The sequence below is a fragment of the Streptomyces avidinii genome, assembly GCF_045161815.1.
Taxonomy (GTDB): Bacteria; Actinomycetota; Actinomycetes; order Streptomycetales; family Streptomycetaceae; genus Streptomyces; species Streptomyces avidinii.
On sequence record NZ_CP108863.1, the window covers coordinates 2,876,300 to 2,892,251 of the forward strand.

Below are 15,952 nucleotides of genomic sequence, written 5' to 3' on the forward strand. Positions count from 1 at the left end.
CGAGCAGCCCTTAGGGTGGGCCGAATGGTCACCCCAGACATCGAGATCGAGACGCTCGCCGAATTCGACCAGGTCGTGGCGCGCGGCTCGCTCAGCGGCTACCGGATCCAGTCGGTGAACCTTCTGGAGCGGACCTTCGCGCTGCTCTCGGCCGACACCTCGGCGGCGGTGTTCCTGGGCTGCCCGATGGAGCCCGACGCGGCGGTGAAGGTCCGCGCCGACGGTGCGCTGGTCTTCCCGCCCGTGCCGGACCTGCCGTTCAACCCGTACCGGGGCCTGCTCTACACGCCCGAGGAGCTCTTCACCGGGCTGCCCGACGGGTACGAGGCCACCCCGGACGCCGAGGCGTACGCCTGGTTCCAGGAGGCGAAGTCCGACGGCGACGTCTTCTCCTCGATGCTGCGCTCCCTCCACGACGACGCCATCTCCGACGCCCTCGACGAGCACCTCGTGGGCGCCCGGGTCGTGGGTGTGATGGGCGGCCACGCCATGGCGCGCGGTGGTACGGACTACCGCGGTGCGGCGGAGCTGGGCCGGGCGCTGACCCGGTCCGGGCTGACGGTCGCCACCGGCGGCGGCCCGGGCGCGATGGAGGCCGCCAACCTGGGCGCCTACCTGGCCCCGGCCCCGGACGAGGCCCTCACCGAGGCCCTGGAGCTGCTGGCCAAGGCCCCTTCCTTCACGCCGTCGGTGTCCGAATGGGCGCGCGCGGCCTTCGACGTACGCGAGCGCTTCCCGGCCGGCGGTGACTCGGTGGGCATCCCGACCTGGTTCTACGGGCACGAGCCGCCGAACGCCTTCGCGGGACACATCGCGAAGTACTTCGCGAACGCCACCCGTGAGGACGGGCTGCTGGCCCGTTCCACCGCGGGCGTGGTCTTCCTGCCCGGCGCGGCGGGCACGGTCCAGGAGATCTTCGACAACGCGACGCCGAACTACTACGGGTCGCGGGGCGAACCGGCGCCGATGATCCTGGTCGGCCGCACCCACTGGACCGAGCACCTCCCGGCGTGGCCCCTGCTCCGCGCGCTGGCCCGCGGCCGTGCGATGGAGTCCCGGATCGCGCTCGTCGACTCCGTGGACGAGGTCCCGGACGTCCTCGCGACAATGAGCTGACCTCGGGAAGCAACTTACCGGTCGGTTCTCACGTCTCAGGAGAGGTACCGCAAACCCTGCCAGACGTGAACGGAGCCCTTCGTGCTCATAGGCCTGCTGACCGCCATCGCGGCATCCATCTGCTACGGCACAGGATCCGTGCTGCAAGCTGTCGGTTCGCGCCGCGCCGCACGGATGTCCCCGACCGCCGCCGGGACGACCGCCCACGGCGGCCCCAACCTGTCGTCCACCGCGAAAGCGGCGATGACCTGGGAATTCATCGTCGGCACCATCCTGGACTTCGTGGGCTTCGGGCTCGGGGCGCTGGCAGCGCGCCTCCTTCCCCTCTTCCTCTCCCAGACGGTGATCAGCGCCAACCTGGTGATCACGGCCGTACTGAGCGTGAAGATGCTGGGCATCCGGCTGAGCCGGAAGGAGTGGACCTCGATCGGGGTCGTCTGCACCGCGCTGGTGCTGCTGGCGACGGCCGCGGGCCATGAGGGCGGCCACCACGCGCCGATGTCCACGCACTGGTGGCTGCTGGGGATCACCCTGGTGCTGATGGTGGGCGGCACGGTGGCCGTACGTCTCCTCGGCGGCGGGGCGGCGATCCTGGCGGGCCTGCTGTCGGGCCTGGGCTTCGGCGCGCTCGGCGTCGGCGTCCGGATCCTGAACGGCGTCGACCCGTTCGACCTCGCCACCTTCCTCGCCGACCCGGCCCTCTACGCCATCCTGGTGGCGGGCATCGGCGGCATGTACCTGCACACGGTCGCCCTCCAGATCGGCTCGGTCAACGGCGCCACGGCGGCCCTGGTCGTCGGCGAGACGGTCCTCCCGGGCGCGATCGGCGTCCTGTGGCTCGGCGACGCCTCCCGTCAGGGCCTGGCCTGGCTGGCGGTGCTCGGATTCGTCATGGCCGTCGCCGGCGCGGTCGCGGTCGCCTGGTACGGCAAGCACGAGGGCTCCGACGAGGGAGCAGGCGAGGGGGCCACCGAGCCGGTGCCGGAACCGGTCGGCTGACCCGTCGGCCGACCGGGCTCCTCACCCGGTCGGCCGCCCCCGGTGGTGGCGCGGCGGTGGCTGCCGCTTGCTGGAGCGGGGGAGAGAGTGAGGGCTCGTGAATGCCACGACCGATCGGCTCGACACGCCGCGCGCGGCCGGGATGGCGGGAGTCGCCTTCGCCCTGCTGCTCGCGGCGGCCATCGTCCTGATGCGGATCGCCGTGCCTTCGGGCGACGTCGCCGACGCGCCCATCGACCCGGGCAAGCACTGGGCGATCCAAGTGGCGCTGGAGATCGTGCCCTTCGCGGGCATCTTCTTCCTCTGGTTCATGGGCGCCCTGCGTGCGCACACGGGCGCGGCCGAGGACCGGTTCGTCGCCACCGTGTTCCTCGGCAGCGGATTCGTCTTCGTGGCCACCCTGTTCGGCTCCGCCGCGGCGGCGGGCACGGTGCTCTCCGAGGGCACGCCCTCCGACTTCGGCCGCCACTACGCCTACACGATGCTCGCGACGTACGCCATGCGGATGGCGGCCGTCTTCGTGTTCGCGACCTCGACCATCGGGCGGATGCTCGGCGTCTTCCCCAAGCCGCTGGCGATGCTGGGCACCGTCGTCGGTCTGGTCCTGCTCGTGGTCGCCTCCGGTGTGCCCTGGGCCGAGCTGGTGTTCCCGGCCTGGGCGCTGGTCATCAGCCTGTACATCCTGCGCGTCCGGCGGGGCACCGCCAAAACGGGTGCCCCGAACCCCACCGATCCGCTCTGACCTGTGGATTCCTACTCCGGCAGGCGCCCTGCGGGTGCCGCGTGCATGCTGGGTGATGGAGAGGAACCGGGGGGTGACGGGGAGGAACGGCCGAGGGAAAGGCAGAACCGTCATGAGGCTTGTCGTCGACCTCAACCGCTGCCAGGGATACGCCCAGTGCGCATTCCTCGCGCCCGATGTCTTTGCCATGCACGGGGACGAGTCGCTGCTCTACAACCCGAACGCCGATCCCGAGCAGCGCGAGGACGTCCTGCGTGCCGTGGCCGCCTGCCCGGTCCAGGCCATCCTCCTGGAGATCACGGACGAGGACATGGCGAAGATGGCTGCCCCGGACGCCGTGGCCGGAGCCGGATCCGCTTCCGGAGGCGCGCGGTGACCGTAGCAGGAACGCATGACGGATCCCTGGAGCGCCTCAAGCGCGAGGGCCGCATCGTCGTCGTCGGCGCTTCACTGGCCGGGCTGCGAGCCGCCGAGACCATGCGCGAGAAGGGCTTCGCCGGTTCGCTCACCATGATCGGCGACGAACCGTACGAGCCGTACGACCGGCCTCCGCTGTCCAAGCAGGTCCTGCTCGGCAACGCGGTCGCCGAACACACGGCGCTCCCCCGCCGCCGGGCGATCGACGCCGACTGGCGCCTCGGCGTCCCGGCCACGGGCCTGGACATGGCCGCCCACCGGGTACGGCTCGGCAACGGCGACGAGGTCGAGTACGACCGGCTGCTGATCGCCACCGGGGTACGCGCCCGGCCCTGGCCCAACGCCGAGGAGGGCGCCCTGCAGGGTGTCTTCGTGCTGCGCACGCGCGACGACGGCGAAGGGCTGCAACGGGCCCTCGCCGCCGGTCCCCGCCGGGTGCTGGTCATCGGCGCCGGATTCACCGGATCCGAGATCGCCTCCGCCTGCCGCGAGCGCGGCCTGGACGTCACCGTCGCCGAACGGGGCGGGGCCCCGCTGGTCGGTGCGCTGGGCGGGGTCATCGGCGAGGTGGCGGCCGGGATGCACCGGGAGAACGGCGTCGACCTGCGCACCGGGGTCATGGTGACCTCGCTGGAGGGCGATCCCTCCGGGCGGGTCCGCGCCGCCCACCTCTCCGACGGGTCCACCGTGGAGGCGGAGGTGGTGGTCGTCTCGCTGGGCGCGCAGCGCAACACCGAGTGGCTCGCCGGCTCCGGACTGGGCGCCGGTCCGCGGGGCATCGCCTGCGACGCGGGCTGCCGGGCCTTCGACATCCGGGGCATCGTCACCGACGACATCTACGTGGCGGGTGACGTGGCGCGTTCCCCGCACGCCCTGTTCGGCTACCAGTTCCTCTCGCTGGAGCACTGGGGCAATGCCGTCGCACAGGCCGACACCGCCGCGCACAACATGCTGAGCGAGAGCGCCGACCGCCGCCCTCATCTGTGGGTTCCGGCGTTCTGGTCCTCGCAGTTCGGCGTGAACATCAAGTCGGTCGGGGTCCCGCCGATGGGCACCGAGATCTTCATCACGCAGGGTTCGCTGGCCGAGCGCCGGTTCGCGGCCGTGTACGGGTACCAGGGGCGCACGATCGCCGCCGTCACCTTCGACAACTGCCGCTGGCTGCCGTTCTACGAGCAGCAGATCGAGTCCACGGCGCCGTTCCCGCCGCCGTTCTCCACGGTGGACCGCAGGTCCGACGGAGCCAAGCCGCTGCCGGCCGACTTCCCCGACCCGTCGGTCCCGACCCACGGGCCGACCATCACGCTGAGCGGCTACTCGCCGGCCGACCGGAAGATGACCTTCACTCCCGGACGATGACCTTCGTCCCCGCGCACCACCGGCCGCGCCAGGGCCGCACCGCGCCCTCCCCCGAGGATCACGAGGACCTGTCATGACACAAGCCATCCTGCGGGAGATCATCGCCTACGCGAACCGCGCGAATCCGTACCCGCTGTACGAGGAGCTCCGCAAGACCCCGGTGTCCCAGGACGGGGACGGCCCGTACGTCGTCAGCACGTACTACGAGATCCACAGCCTCCTGCACGACCCGCGGATCAGCTCCGACGCCAAGAACCTGAAGGCGACCGGGGACGATCCGCTGGGCGGCCGGTCCGACGAGGAGGGGACGACCCTGCCCCCGTCGTTCCTCAAGCTCGACCCGCCCGACCACGACCGTCTGCGGCGGATGACGAACCGGCCGTTCGGCCCCCCGCACGCCCCCCATCGGGTGCACGACATGCGCGACGAACTGGGCGGACTCGTCACCGGCCTCATCGACGGCATCGTGGAGACCGGACAGATGGACCGGATCGACCTCGTCGATCAGTTCGCGTACCCGTTCCCGGTCTCGGTCATCTGCCGGCTGCTCGGCATCCCCCGCGAGGACGAGCCCCGCTTCCACGTCTGGGCGGAGACCCTGGCCGCCAGCCTGGACCCCGACCCGGACGCCGACCCCACGCAGCACGGGAAGGGCGCGATGGACGCCCGTATGGAGCTGGGCATGTACCTGGCCGGGCTGATCGAGGAGCGCCGCAAGAAGCCCGGCGACGACATGCTGTCCCAGCTGGCGACGGCGGACGGCCCGGACGGCGCGATGACCACCATGGAGGCGCTCAGCACCTCCGCTCTGCTGCTGATCGCCGGCCACGAGACCACGGTCAACCTCATCACCAACGGGATGCTGACGCTGCTGCGCCACCCGGACGTACTCCAGCGGCTGCGCGACAACGCGGACCTGGCGGTCCCGATCGTCGAGGAACTGCTGCGCTACGAGCCGCCCGTGCAGCTGCTGCCCCAGCGCACCACCCTCTCCGACGTCGAGGTAGCCGGTGTCACCATCCCCAAGGGCGCGTCCGTCTGGCTGATGCTCGCCTCCGGGAACCGTGACCCGAAGCGGTTCGAGGATGCGGACCGCTTCGACCCCGACCGCAAGGACATCCAGCACCTCGGCCTCGGCAGCGGCATCCACAGCTGCTTCGGCGCCCCGCTGGCCCGGCAGGAGGCCCAGCTGGCACTGAGCGAGCTGGCCCGCCGGCTGGAGAACCCGCGGCTGCTGGAGGACCCGCCGCAGTACCGCCAGAACGCGGTCCTGCGCGGCCCGCGCCACCTGCCGATCGCCTGCGACGGCATCCGCCCCTAGGGAGTCTCCGGGGGAAGGACCACCACCTCGGCGGGGGTGAAGGTCACCGCGACGCGGTCCCCCACGGCCGGCGCCCCCGCCAGGCCGCACTCCGCCTCCAGCACCGGGCCCGCCTCCGGCCGCAGCAGCAGCGCGACATGGGTGCCGCGGAAGGTGCGGGACACCACCTCGCACCGCAGCCCCGCCGCGCTGAGCGCGACCCCCGCCGGGCGGATCAGCAGCCGCTGCTCCCCCTCGGGGGATCCGGCCGGCACCGGCACCTTCCCCCACGCCGTGGCGGCGCCGGTACCCGAGACCACGGCCGGGACCACGTTCTCGAAGCCGAGGAACCGCGCCACGAACTCCGACGCGGGCCGCTGCCACACCTCCAGCGGGGTTCCGGCCTGCGCGATCCGGCCGTCCCGCATCACCACCACCCGGTCGGCCAGGGCGAAGGCCTCGCCCTGGTCGTGGGTGACGGCCAGTACGGTCGTGCCCAGCCGGGAGAACAGCCCGCGCAGCTCCACGACGAGCCTCTCCCGAAGCCCCCGGTCCAGCTGGCCCAGCGGTTCGTCCAGCATCAGCAGCCGCGGCGACGGAGCCAGCGCCCGGGCCAGCGCCACCCGCTGCTGCTCGCCGCCCGACAGGGAGGCCACCGCCCGGCCCTGCGCCCCGGGGAGCCCGACCAGGTCCAGCAGCTGAGCGACCTCGGCCGCGTACGAGGCCCGCCCGGCCCCCCGCATCCGCAGCCCGAAGGAGACGTTCGCCCCGACATCGCGGTGCGGGAAGAGCTGGTGGTCCTGGAACATCAGGCCCACGCCGCGCCGGTGCACCGGTACGCCGGCCTGGTCGGCCCCGCCCAGCAGGACCCGGCCGCCGGAGACCTGCTGGAGCCCTGCGACGACCCGCAGCAGCGTGGACTTGCCGCTCCCGCTCGGTCCCAGCACGCACACCACCTCGTGCTCGGCGACCGCGAGGTCCACGGCGTCCACGACCGCGCGCTCACCGAAGCGGACCGACACCCCTTCCAGCTGAAGCAGTGTCATCAGAACTCTCCGGAGGTCTTGTCGGGGCGCAGTCGCTCCAGCACCAGCAGGGACGCCGCGCACACCAGCATCAGAATCGTGCTGAGGGCCATCGCCTGCCCGTAGTTCAGCTCGCCGGCCCGCCCCAGCAGCCGCGCCACGGCCACCGGCAGCGTCGGCCGGTCCGCCCGCGCGATGAACACGGTCGCACCGAACTCCCCCAGCGACACCGCGAAGGCGAACCCGGCCGCGATCAGCAGCGCCCGCCGCACCAGCGGCAGGTCCACCTCCCGCCAGGCCCGCAAGGGCGAGGCGCCGAGCACCGCGGCGGCCTCCCGCAGCCGCCCGTCCACCGCGCGCAGTACCGGCAGCATGGTCCGTACCACGAAGGGCACGCCCACCAGCGCCTGGGCCAGCGGCACGAGGATCCACGAGGTCCGCAGGTCCAGCGGCGGCTCGTCGAGGGTGATCAGGAAACCGAAGCCCACCGTCACGGCGGACACCCCGAGCGGGAGCATCAGCATCGCGTCGAAGCCCCGTACGAAGCGGCCCCCGCGCCGGGTGAGCGCCGCGGCCGCGAGTCCCCCGACGAACAGGGCGATCGCGGTGGCGGCCAGCGCGTACTGCAGGGAGTTCCAGATCGCCTCCAGGGGCGCCACCAGGAAGGTCCCGCCACCGGCGCCCGCGTCCTGCAGCGCCCGGTAGTAGCCGAGACCGTAGCCACCGGGGGTGTCGAAGGACCGTTCGACCAGGACGCCCAGCGGCAGCACGATCAGCAGCGCGACGGTCAGGAGCACGCCGCCCAGCAGCGTGCGCTGGGCCCAGCCGCGCGGCGGGTGCGTGGTGCGGCCCGGGTCCACCAGCCGCAGCGCCGTCTCGCGCCTGCGCACGGTCCAGGCGTGCACGGCGAGGATCCCGCCGATCGCGGCGAACTGCACCATCGTCAGCACGGCGGCCGTCGGCAGGTCCAGGAGCTGCGCGGTCTGCCGGTAGACCTCCACCTCCAGGGTGGAGTACGAGGGCCCGCCCAGGATCAGGACGACGCCGAAGGAGCTGAAGGTGAACAGGAACACCATCAGCGAGGCGGCGGCCACCGCCGGGACCAGTGCGGGCAGCGTCACCCGCCGCCACGCGGTGAACCGCCCGGCGCCCAGTACCCGGGCGGCCTCCTCCTGGCGCGGATCCAGCTGGGCCCACAGCCCGCCGACCGTGCGGACGACGACGGCGTAGTTGAAGAAGACGTGCGCGAGCAGGATCGCCCAGACGGTCGTGTCGAGCCGGACGCCCAGCAGCTCGTCGGTCAGTCCGCCCCGCCCCAGCAGCGCGAGGAAGGCGGTGCCGACCACCACGGTGGGCAGGACGAAGGGAACGGTCACCAAGGCCCGCAGCAGTTGCTTGCCGGGGAACTCGAAGCGGGCGAAGACGTACGCGCCGGGGAGGGCGATCACCAGCGTGAGCAGGGTGGAGGCGCATGCCTGCCAGGTGGTGAACCACAGCACGTCGGCGATGTCGGGCCGGGTCAGCACCTCGGCGAACCGGCCGAACTGCCACCCCTCGTCGGTCTTGAGGCCGCGCCCCACGATCGCGGCGACGGGGTAGGCGAAGAACAGCCCGAAGAAGGCGAGGGGGAGGGCCATCAGGGCGAGCCGCACGGCGGTCGCCCGCGCCCCCTCGCGGGGGCCGGGGCCCGGCGCGGCGCCCCCCGACGCCGCGCCCGGCTCCTTGGAACCGCTTACTTCACGACGAGCGAGGTCCATGCCTTGACCCACTGCTCACGGTTCTTGGCGATGGTCTCCGGAGCCACGTTTTCCGGCTTCTCGACGACCACGCCGTGCTTGGTGAACAGCTCCGGCAGGACGGCGTCCTTCGTCACCGGGTTCACGAACATCTGGAGCGGCATGTCCTCCTGGAACTTCTTGCTGACCAGGAAGTCAACGAGGGCCTTGCCGCCCTCCTCGTTCTTGGCGCCCTTGAGCAGACCCGCGAACTCGATCTGGCGGAAGCAGGTGCCGGTGGAGACGCCCGTGGGGGCCTCGGCCGGCTGCGGCTCGCCGTACAGGACCTCGACCGGCGGGCTGGAGGCGTAGGAGACGACCAGCGGGCGGTCGCCCTTGGCCTTCTTGCCGCCCGCGGAGCCGGAGAAGCGCTCGTTGTAGGCCTGCTCCCAGCCGTCGACGACCTCGACGCCGTTGGCCTTCAGCTTGCTCCAGTAGTCCTTCCAGCCCTCGTCGCCGTACTTGCCGACGGACGCGAGGAGGAAGCCGAGGCCGGGCGAGGAGGTCGCGGCGTTCTCGGTGACCAGCAGGTTCTTGTACTCCGGCTTGATCAGGTCGTCCAACGTCTGCGGCGGGGCGAGCTTCTTCTCGGCGAAGTAGGCCTTGTCGTAGTTGACGCAGATGTCACCGGAGTCGATCGGGGTGACCCGGTGCTCCTTGTCGAGCACGTACTCGGGCTTCACCTCGCCGAGGCCCTTGGCCTCGTACGGGGTGAAGATGCCGTTGTCGAGGGCGCGCGAGAGGAGCGTGTTGTCCACGCCGAAGAAGACGTCGCCGCGGGGGGAGCCCTTGGTGAGGATCTCCTGGTTGAGCGCGGCGCCCGCGTCCCCGGACTTCAGCACCTTGACGGTGTAGCCGCTCTGCTGCTCGAACTCCTTGAGGACCGTGTCGGTCACGTTGAAGGAGTCGTGGGAGACGAGCGTGACGGTCTTGGACTTCGGGGCGTCGCTCGCGCCGGTCTTGTCCTGTGCGTCGCCGCCGCCACAGGCGCTGAGCGTGGTGACGCCGAGCGCGGCCGCGAGCGCGGCGCCCGCGATCTTCTTGGTGGTGCTCATTGGTGAATTCCTCCTGGGATGTCCAGGAGAAGACGCGGCCCTGCCCGGCGCTCTGCAGGAGCGGACGCCGGGCAGGGCGCAACAGCAAGAGTGGTGACCGAACTTCCTACCCCGAATGACCGGGGCGAGGTTCAGAGGGTCTGCGGATGACGGATACCGCACTCTCAGCGCTGTGGCGCTCCCCTGTCGGAATATGAAATTGGTTCGGCCACAGGGTACCCCGCGGCCGAATCACATCGAACGGAAGCGGAATCTAGCGTTCCGAGGCGGCCAGCTGGCCGCACGCGCCGTCGATCTCCTGACCCCTGGTGTCACGTACGGTCACGGGCACACCGTGGCGGGCGATCGCCTCCACGAAGGCCTTCTCGTCCTCGGGCCGCGAGGCGGTCCACTTGGAGCCCGGCGTCGGGTTCAGCGGGATCAGGTTGACGTGCACACGCTTGCCCTTGAGCAGCTTGCCCAGGAGGTCACCGCGCCAGGCCTGGTCGTTGATGTCGCGGATCAGGGCGTACTCGATCGAGATCCGGCGGCCGGACTTCTCGGCGTACTCCCAGGCCGCGCCGAGCACCTCGCGGACGTTCCAGCGGGTGTTGACCGGGACGAGGGTGTCACGCAGCTCGTCGTCGGGCGCGTGCAGCGAGACGGCCAGACGGCACTTGAAGCCCTCGTCGGCGAAGCGCAGCATGGCCGGAACCAGGCCGACGGTGGAGACGGTGATACCGCGCTGCGAAAGACCCAGGCCGTCGGGCTCCGGGTCGGTGAGCCGGCGGATGGCGCCGACCACGCGGTTGTAGTTGGCCAGCGGCTCGCCCATGCCCATGAAGACGATGTTCGACAGCCGCGCCGGGCCGCCGGGGACCTCGCCGTCGCGCAGCGCCCGCATGCCGTCGACGATCTGGTGCACGATCTCGGCGGTGGAGAGGTTGCGGTCGAGGCCCGCCTGGCCCGTGGCGCAGAACGGGCAGTTCATACCGCAGCCGGCCTGCGAGGAGATGCACATGGTGACCCGGTCGGGGTAGCGCATCAGCACGGACTCCACGAGCGTGCCGTCGTGCAGCTTCCACAGGGTCTTGCGGGTGGTGTCGTCGTCGCACGAGATGTGCCGGATGACGTTCATCAGGTCCGGCAGCAGCTCCTGCTGGAGCTTCTCGCGCGAGCCCGCCGGGATGTCGGTCCACTCGGCCGGGTCGTGCGCGTACCGCGCGAAGTAGTGCTGGGAGAGCTGCTTGGCCCGGAACGGCTTCTCGCCGATCGCGGCGACCGCCTCGCGGCGCTCGGCCGGGGTCATGTCGGCGAGGTGCCGGGGCGGCTTCTTGGCCCCACGAGGGGCGACGAAGGTGAGCTCTCCCGGAACGGGGCGGGCCATGGCAGGTACTCCTTGTAAGACGAAAGGCGCGCCGCAGAAGCAGCGCGCCTTCCAAGAGTAACCGCCCGGCGTCCTGCGACGCCTTTTCGCAGGTCAGCCGGTGCCCACGAAGGCTGCGAGCAGCAGCCACACCACCGGGGCCGTCGGAAGCAGGGAGTCCAGCCGGTCCATGATGCCGCCGTGTCCCGGCAGCAGCGTGCCCATGTCCTTGATGCCGAGGTCCCTCTTGATCATCGACTCGCCCAGGTCGCCCAGGGTGGCGCTGACCGCGACCGAAAGGCCGAGCAGCAGACCCTGCCACCAGGAGCCGCCGTCGATCAGGAACTCCATGCACAGCGCGCCGGCCGCCATCGCGAAGGCCACCGCGCCGAAGAGTCCCTCGCGGGTCTTGCCGGGGCTGATGCGCGGCGCGAGCTTGGTCTTGCCGAAGCGCCAGCCGACCGCGTACGCCCCCGTGTCGCTGACCACGGTCAGCAGCAGGAAGGTGATCACGCGCTGGGGGCCGTCGTCGGCGGTGAGCAGCATCGCGACGAACGTGGCCAGGAAGGGGACGTAGAACGCCGCGAAGGCGCCCGCCGTGACGTCCTTGAGGTAGTCCTCGGGCGGCTCGGTCATCCGCCACACCAGGACGGCCAGCACGGTCAGGGCCATGGCGACCCAGGCGCCCTCGGCCCCGCGGACGTATCCGGCGATGACCATGGCGGCGCCGCCGACCGCCAGCGGGACCAGCGGGGCCTTGATGCCCTTCTGTTCCTGCAGCCGGGAGGTGAGCTCCCACAGGCCGACCACGACGGCGACGACGATGACGCCGACGAACACGGCCTTGACGATCAGCAGCGAGGCGAAGATCACCGCGCCGAGGCCCACGCCGACCCCTATGGCCGCACGTAGATCCCGGCCCGCGCGCTTCTTCGGCGGCGGGGGCGAGGCGTCCTGCGGCTGCTGGGCATGCGGAGGCGGGGGGCTGGGCATGGGCTCCTGCGGCGGCGTATCGGCGCGGAAGAGGGGGCCGCTGTCGGCGGCGACCCCCCGATCGCGTGCTTCCCGGTCGTCGAAGTCACGGCCGGCGGCATCGGGCACGATGGGCATGGGCCGAGTGTGCGGGCCCACCTGCGCATCGTATGCGGGACCCGCCGGAACCGGCTCCGGCTGCCAGGAAGAGTCGTTCATCAGACTTCGAGGAGCTCGGCTTCCTTGTGCTTCAGGAGCTCGTCCACCTGCGCGACGTACTTCGCGGTGGTGTCGTCGAGCTCCTTCTCGGCGCGGCGCACCTCGTCCTCGCCGGCCTCCTTGTCCTTGACCAGCTTGTCAAGGGCGTCCTTGGCCTTGCGGCGGACGGCGCGGAGCGAGATCTTCGAGTCCTCGGCCTTGGTGCGCGCGACCTTGATGTACTCCTTGCGGCGGTCCTGCGTCAGCTCGGGGAAGGTCACCCGGATGATGCTGCCGTCGTTGCTCGGGTTGACACCGAGGTCGGAGTCGCGGATGGCCTGCTCGATGTTGCGCAGGGCGCTCTTGTCGAACGGGGTCACGATCGCCATGCGCGGCTCGGGCACCGAGAAGGAGGCGAGCTGGTTGATGGGCGTGATGGCGCCGTAGTACTCCGCCACGATCTTGTTGAACATCGCCGGGTGCGCACGGCCGGTGCGAATCGCGGCGAAGTCTTCCTTGGCGACGACGACGGCCTTTTCCATCTTCTCCTCGGCCTCGAGGAGGATCTCTTCGGTCACCACGTGCTCCTGCATGTCAGAAATGGATGGTTCAGGCGGGCGGGCGGGTCTGGCGGGCCGGTGCGGGCCCGCTCGGTCCGGAAGCGGACTGCTCAGGCCCGGGTTTCCTGGTCGCTCACGAGCGTCCCGATCTTCTCACCCTTGACGGCGCGGGCGATGTTGCCCTCGGCAAGCAGCTCGAACACGAGGATCGGCAGCTTGTTGTCGCGGCAGAGCGTGATGGCGGTGGCGTCGGCGACCTTGAGGTCGCGGGAGAGGACCTCGCTGTATTCCAGCGCGTCGAACTTCACCGCGTCCGGGTTCTTCTTGGGGTCGGAGTCGTAGACCCCGTCGACACCGTTCTTGCCCATGAGCAGGGCTTCGGCGTCGATCTCCAGGGCGCGCTGGGCGGCCGTGGTGTCGGTGGAGAAGTAGGGCATGCCCATGCCGGCGCCGAAGATGACGACGCGGCCCTTCTCCAGGTGCCGCACGGCACGCAGCGGGATGTACGGCTCCGCGACCTGGCCCATGGTGATGGCCGTCTGCACGCGGGAGTCGATGCCCTCCTTCTCCAGGAAGTCCTGGAGTGCGAGGCAGTTCATGACGGTTCCGAGCATGCCCATGTAGTCGGACCGGGCCCGGTCCATGCCGCGCTGCTGGAGTTCGGCGCCGCGGAAGAAGTTGCCGCCGCCGATCACGACCGCGATCTCCGCGCCGTCGCGGACCACCGCGGCGATCTCACGCGCGATGGCGTGGACCACGTCGGGGTCGACGCCCAGTCCTCCGCCACCGGAGAAGGCCTCGCCCGACAGCTTCAGCATGAAGCGGCGGCCCTTCTTGTCCTGGTCGCTCTTGTCGTCGGATGCGGTGTGGGGGTCCACGCCCTGATTCATGGAGATCTCCTCGTGCACATACGAAGAAGGCCATTGCCGGTGGGTCCTTGCGGTTCCCTCTACGGCAATGGCCTCCTCGTCAGATCTGCGGTCGCCTCGCGCGAGCGCGGACGACTGCCTCAGACCCTACCGGGGTCCGGTGTCCGTCGCGTACGGACGGACTCAGATGCCGACCTTGATGCGCGAGAAGCGCACCAGGGTGACACCGGCCTCGTCCAGGACCTTCTGGACCGACTTCTTGTTGTCCAGGGCGTAGGCCTGGCCAAGGAGGGTGTTCTCCTTGAAGAAGCCGTTGACGCGGCCTTCGACGATCTTCGCGATGGCAGCCTCGGGCTTGCCCTCGGCGCGGGTGACCTCTTCGGCCACGCGACGCTCGGACTCGACCTTCTCGGCCGGAACGTCCTCGGCGGACAGCCACTGCGGGGAGAACGCGGCGATGTGCTGCGCGATGCCGCGGGCGACCTCGGCGTTCTCCTTGTCCAGCTCGACCAGGACGCCGATCTGGAACGGCAGGTCGGGCATGGTGCGGTGCATGTACGCCGAGACGTAACCGCCGGTGAACTGCGCGAAGCGGTCCAGGACGATCTTCTCGCCGAGGTTGGCGTTGGCCTCGTCCACGAACGCCTGGACGGTCTTGCCGGGCTCGATCTCGGACGCGAGCAGCGCCTCGATGTCGGCCGGGGAGGTCGCGGCGATGTGCGCGGCGATCTGGTTGGTGACCGCCTGGAACTTGTCGCCCTTGGCGACGAAGTCCGTCTCGCACTTCAGCTCGACGAGGACACCGGAGGTGTTGTCGTCGGCGATGAGGGAGGCAACGGCACCGTTCTCGGCAGAACGGCCCTCGCGCTTGGCGACGCCCTTCTGACCCTTGATGCGGAGGGCCTCGATGGCCTTGTCGACGTCGCCGTCGGACTCGACCAGCGCGTTCTTGCAGTCCATCATGCCGACGCCGGTGAGCTCGCGGAGCTTCTTGACGTCAGCGGCGGTGTAGTTCGCCATGAGTCTGTGATTCTCTCTCGAAGTCGTAGATCTACGGGTGAACGGCGGAGGCGCCGCGCTTTTGGCGCGGCTCCCCCGCCGTCATCGTCCGTGCTGCGAGTGCCCGGCGCGTGAACGCCGGGCGCTCTCAGTGGGTCAGGCCTGCTCGGCGTCGGCGGCCGGAGCCTCGACAGCCTCAGCGGCCGGAGCCTCGACAGCCTCGGCGGCCGGGGCCTCGGCGGCCGGGGCCTCGGCGACAGCCTCGGCAGCCGGGGCGGCCTCGGTCTCGTCGGCCTTCTTGTCACCCTCGAGCAGGTCGCGCTCCCACTCGGCGAGCGGCTCGGCGGCGGCCTTCTCGCCCGGCTTCGAGTCGCCGGTCGCAGCGCCGGAGCGGGCGATGAGGCCCTCGGCGACGGCGTCGGCGATCACGCGGGTGAGCAGGGTGACGGAACGGATCGCGTCGTCGTTGCCCGGGATCTTGTAGTCGACCTCGTCGGGGTCGCAGTTGGTGTCGAGGATCGCGACGACCGGGATGTGGAGCTTGCGCGCCTCACCGACGGCGATGTGCTCCTTCTTGGTGTCGACGATCCAGACGGCGCTGGGAACCTTCGACATCTCGCGGATACCACCGAGGGTCTTCTCCAGCTTGGTCTTCTCGCGGGAGAGGACCAGGAGCTCCTTCTTGGTGAGACCCGAGGCGGCGACGTCCTCGAAGTCGATCGCCTCAAGCTCCTTCAGACGCTGAAGGCGCTTGTAGACGGTGGAGAAGTTGGTGAGCATGCCACCCAGCCACCGCTGGTTGACGTACGGCATACCAACGCGCGTCGCCTGCTCGGCGATGGCCTCCTGGGCCTGCTTCTTGGTACCGACGAACATGATGGAGCCACCGTGCGCGACGGTCTCCTTCACGAACTCGTAGGCGCGGTCGATGTACGACAGCGACTGCAGCAGGTCGATGATGTAGATGCCGTTGCGCTCCGTGAAGATGAAGCGCTTCATCTTCGGGTTCCAACGGCGGGTCTGGTGACCGAAGTGGACGCCGCTTTCCAGCAGCTCCCGCATCGTGACGACGGCCATGGCCATCTCCTTGGTTTCTCGGTTTGGTTCCTGACGCCCCACCGCGCCCTGCCCCCATGAGGGGACCGAGAGACGCTGTCACCTGGCTGTTTCAGCCTGGCGCCGGGGCGTGCGAAGTCGACCCGGTGACCCGGATCGCCACAA

15 protein-coding genes and 1 riboswitch are annotated in these 15,952 nt (G+C 70.5%); of the genes, 6 read left to right on the plus strand and 9 right to left on the minus strand.

Features of this window, described 5'->3' with window-relative positions:
• Positions 1-24 precede the first annotated feature (24 nt).
• The 6 genes from OG373_RS12315 to OG373_RS12340 all read left to right on the plus strand — a co-directional run bounded on the left by OG373_RS12315 (position 25) and on the right by OG373_RS12340 (position 5,954).
• On the plus strand, positions 25-1,116 hold the full coding sequence (locus OG373_RS12315; protein ID WP_405438148.1) for an LOG family protein: 1,092 nt from the start codon (positions 25-27) through the stop codon (positions 1,114-1,116).
• An 81-nt stretch (positions 1,117-1,197) separates the two neighbouring features.
• Positions 1,198-2,115 (plus strand): hypothetical protein, encoded by a 918-nt coding sequence (locus OG373_RS12320; RefSeq protein WP_405438150.1) that lies wholly within the window; start codon positions 1,198-1,200, stop codon positions 2,113-2,115.
• A gap of 97 nt (positions 2,116-2,212) precedes the next feature.
• On the plus strand, positions 2,213-2,857 hold the full coding sequence (locus OG373_RS12325) for a hypothetical protein (protein ID WP_405438152.1): 645 nt from the start codon (positions 2,213-2,215) through the stop codon (positions 2,855-2,857).
• A 112-nt stretch (positions 2,858-2,969) separates the two neighbouring features.
• Positions 2,970-3,233, plus strand: a complete 264-nt coding sequence (locus OG373_RS12330; protein ID WP_397737154.1) for a ferredoxin — start codon at positions 2,970-2,972, stop codon at positions 3,231-3,233.
• Positions 3,230-4,633 carry an NAD(P)/FAD-dependent oxidoreductase gene (locus tag OG373_RS12335; RefSeq protein WP_405438155.1) on the plus strand — a complete coding sequence of 468 codons (1,404 nt, stop codon included), beginning with the start codon at positions 3,230-3,232 and terminating at the stop codon, positions 4,631-4,633. The genes OG373_RS12330 and OG373_RS12335 overlap by 4 nt, the downstream gene beginning before the upstream one ends.
• Before the next feature lie 73 nt (positions 4,634-4,706).
• Positions 4,707-5,954 (plus strand): cytochrome P450, encoded by a 1,248-nt coding sequence (locus OG373_RS12340; protein WP_397737158.1) that lies wholly within the window; start codon positions 4,707-4,709, stop codon positions 5,952-5,954.
• On the opposite strand, the gene OG373_RS12345 is transcribed toward OG373_RS12340, so the two are convergent.
• The 9 genes from OG373_RS12345 to rpsB form a co-directional block, all read right to left on the minus strand.
• Entirely contained in the window at positions 5,951-6,979 is a 1,029-nt protein-coding gene (locus OG373_RS12345) for an ABC transporter ATP-binding protein (protein ID WP_405438158.1), read from the minus strand. The genes OG373_RS12340 and OG373_RS12345 overlap by 4 nt on opposite strands.
• Complete coding sequence (locus tag OG373_RS12350; RefSeq protein WP_405444030.1) at positions 6,979-8,595, minus strand: ABC transporter permease; 1,617 nt, start codon at positions 8,593-8,595, stop codon at positions 6,979-6,981. The genes OG373_RS12345 and OG373_RS12350 overlap by 1 nt, the downstream gene beginning before the upstream one ends.
• A gap of 95 nt (positions 8,596-8,690) precedes the next feature.
• Positions 8,691-9,788, minus strand: coding sequence for a thiamine ABC transporter substrate binding subunit (locus OG373_RS12355; protein WP_397737162.1), 1,098 nt, complete (start codon positions 9,786-9,788; stop codon positions 8,691-8,693).
• Positions 9,789-9,873: 85 nt separating this feature from the next.
• A riboswitch (TPP riboswitch) is annotated at positions 9,874-9,983 on the minus strand.
• A gap of 58 nt (positions 9,984-10,041) precedes the next feature.
• Positions 10,042-11,154, minus strand: coding sequence for a 23S rRNA (adenine(2503)-C(2))-methyltransferase RlmN (gene rlmN / locus OG373_RS12360; protein WP_073911009.1), 1,113 nt, complete (start codon positions 11,152-11,154; stop codon positions 10,042-10,044).
• A 93-nt stretch (positions 11,155-11,247) separates the two neighbouring features.
• Complete coding sequence (locus tag OG373_RS12365) at positions 11,248-12,324, minus strand: phosphatidate cytidylyltransferase (RefSeq protein ID WP_405438161.1); 1,077 nt, start codon at positions 12,322-12,324, stop codon at positions 11,248-11,250.
• Positions 12,324-12,881 carry a ribosome recycling factor gene (gene frr, locus OG373_RS12370; RefSeq protein WP_030016386.1) on the minus strand — a complete coding sequence of 186 codons (558 nt, stop codon included), beginning with the start codon at positions 12,879-12,881 and terminating at the stop codon, positions 12,324-12,326. The genes OG373_RS12365 and frr overlap by 1 nt, the downstream gene beginning before the upstream one ends.
• Before the next feature lie 92 nt (positions 12,882-12,973).
• A complete protein-coding gene (gene pyrH / locus OG373_RS12375; protein WP_030016384.1) occupies positions 12,974-13,753 on the minus strand; it encodes a UMP kinase in 780 nt (259 codons plus the stop codon).
• A gap of 162 nt (positions 13,754-13,915) precedes the next feature.
• Positions 13,916-14,752: a translation elongation factor Ts gene (gene tsf, locus OG373_RS12380; RefSeq protein WP_405438163.1), complete on the minus strand. Its 837-nt coding sequence runs from the start codon at positions 14,750-14,752 to the stop codon at positions 13,916-13,918.
• Positions 14,753-14,887: 135 nt separating this feature from the next.
• Positions 14,888-15,808, minus strand: a complete 921-nt coding sequence (rpsB, locus tag OG373_RS12385; RefSeq protein ID WP_405438165.1) for a 30S ribosomal protein S2 — start codon at positions 15,806-15,808, stop codon at positions 14,888-14,890.
• Positions 15,809-15,952 lie beyond the last annotated feature (144 nt).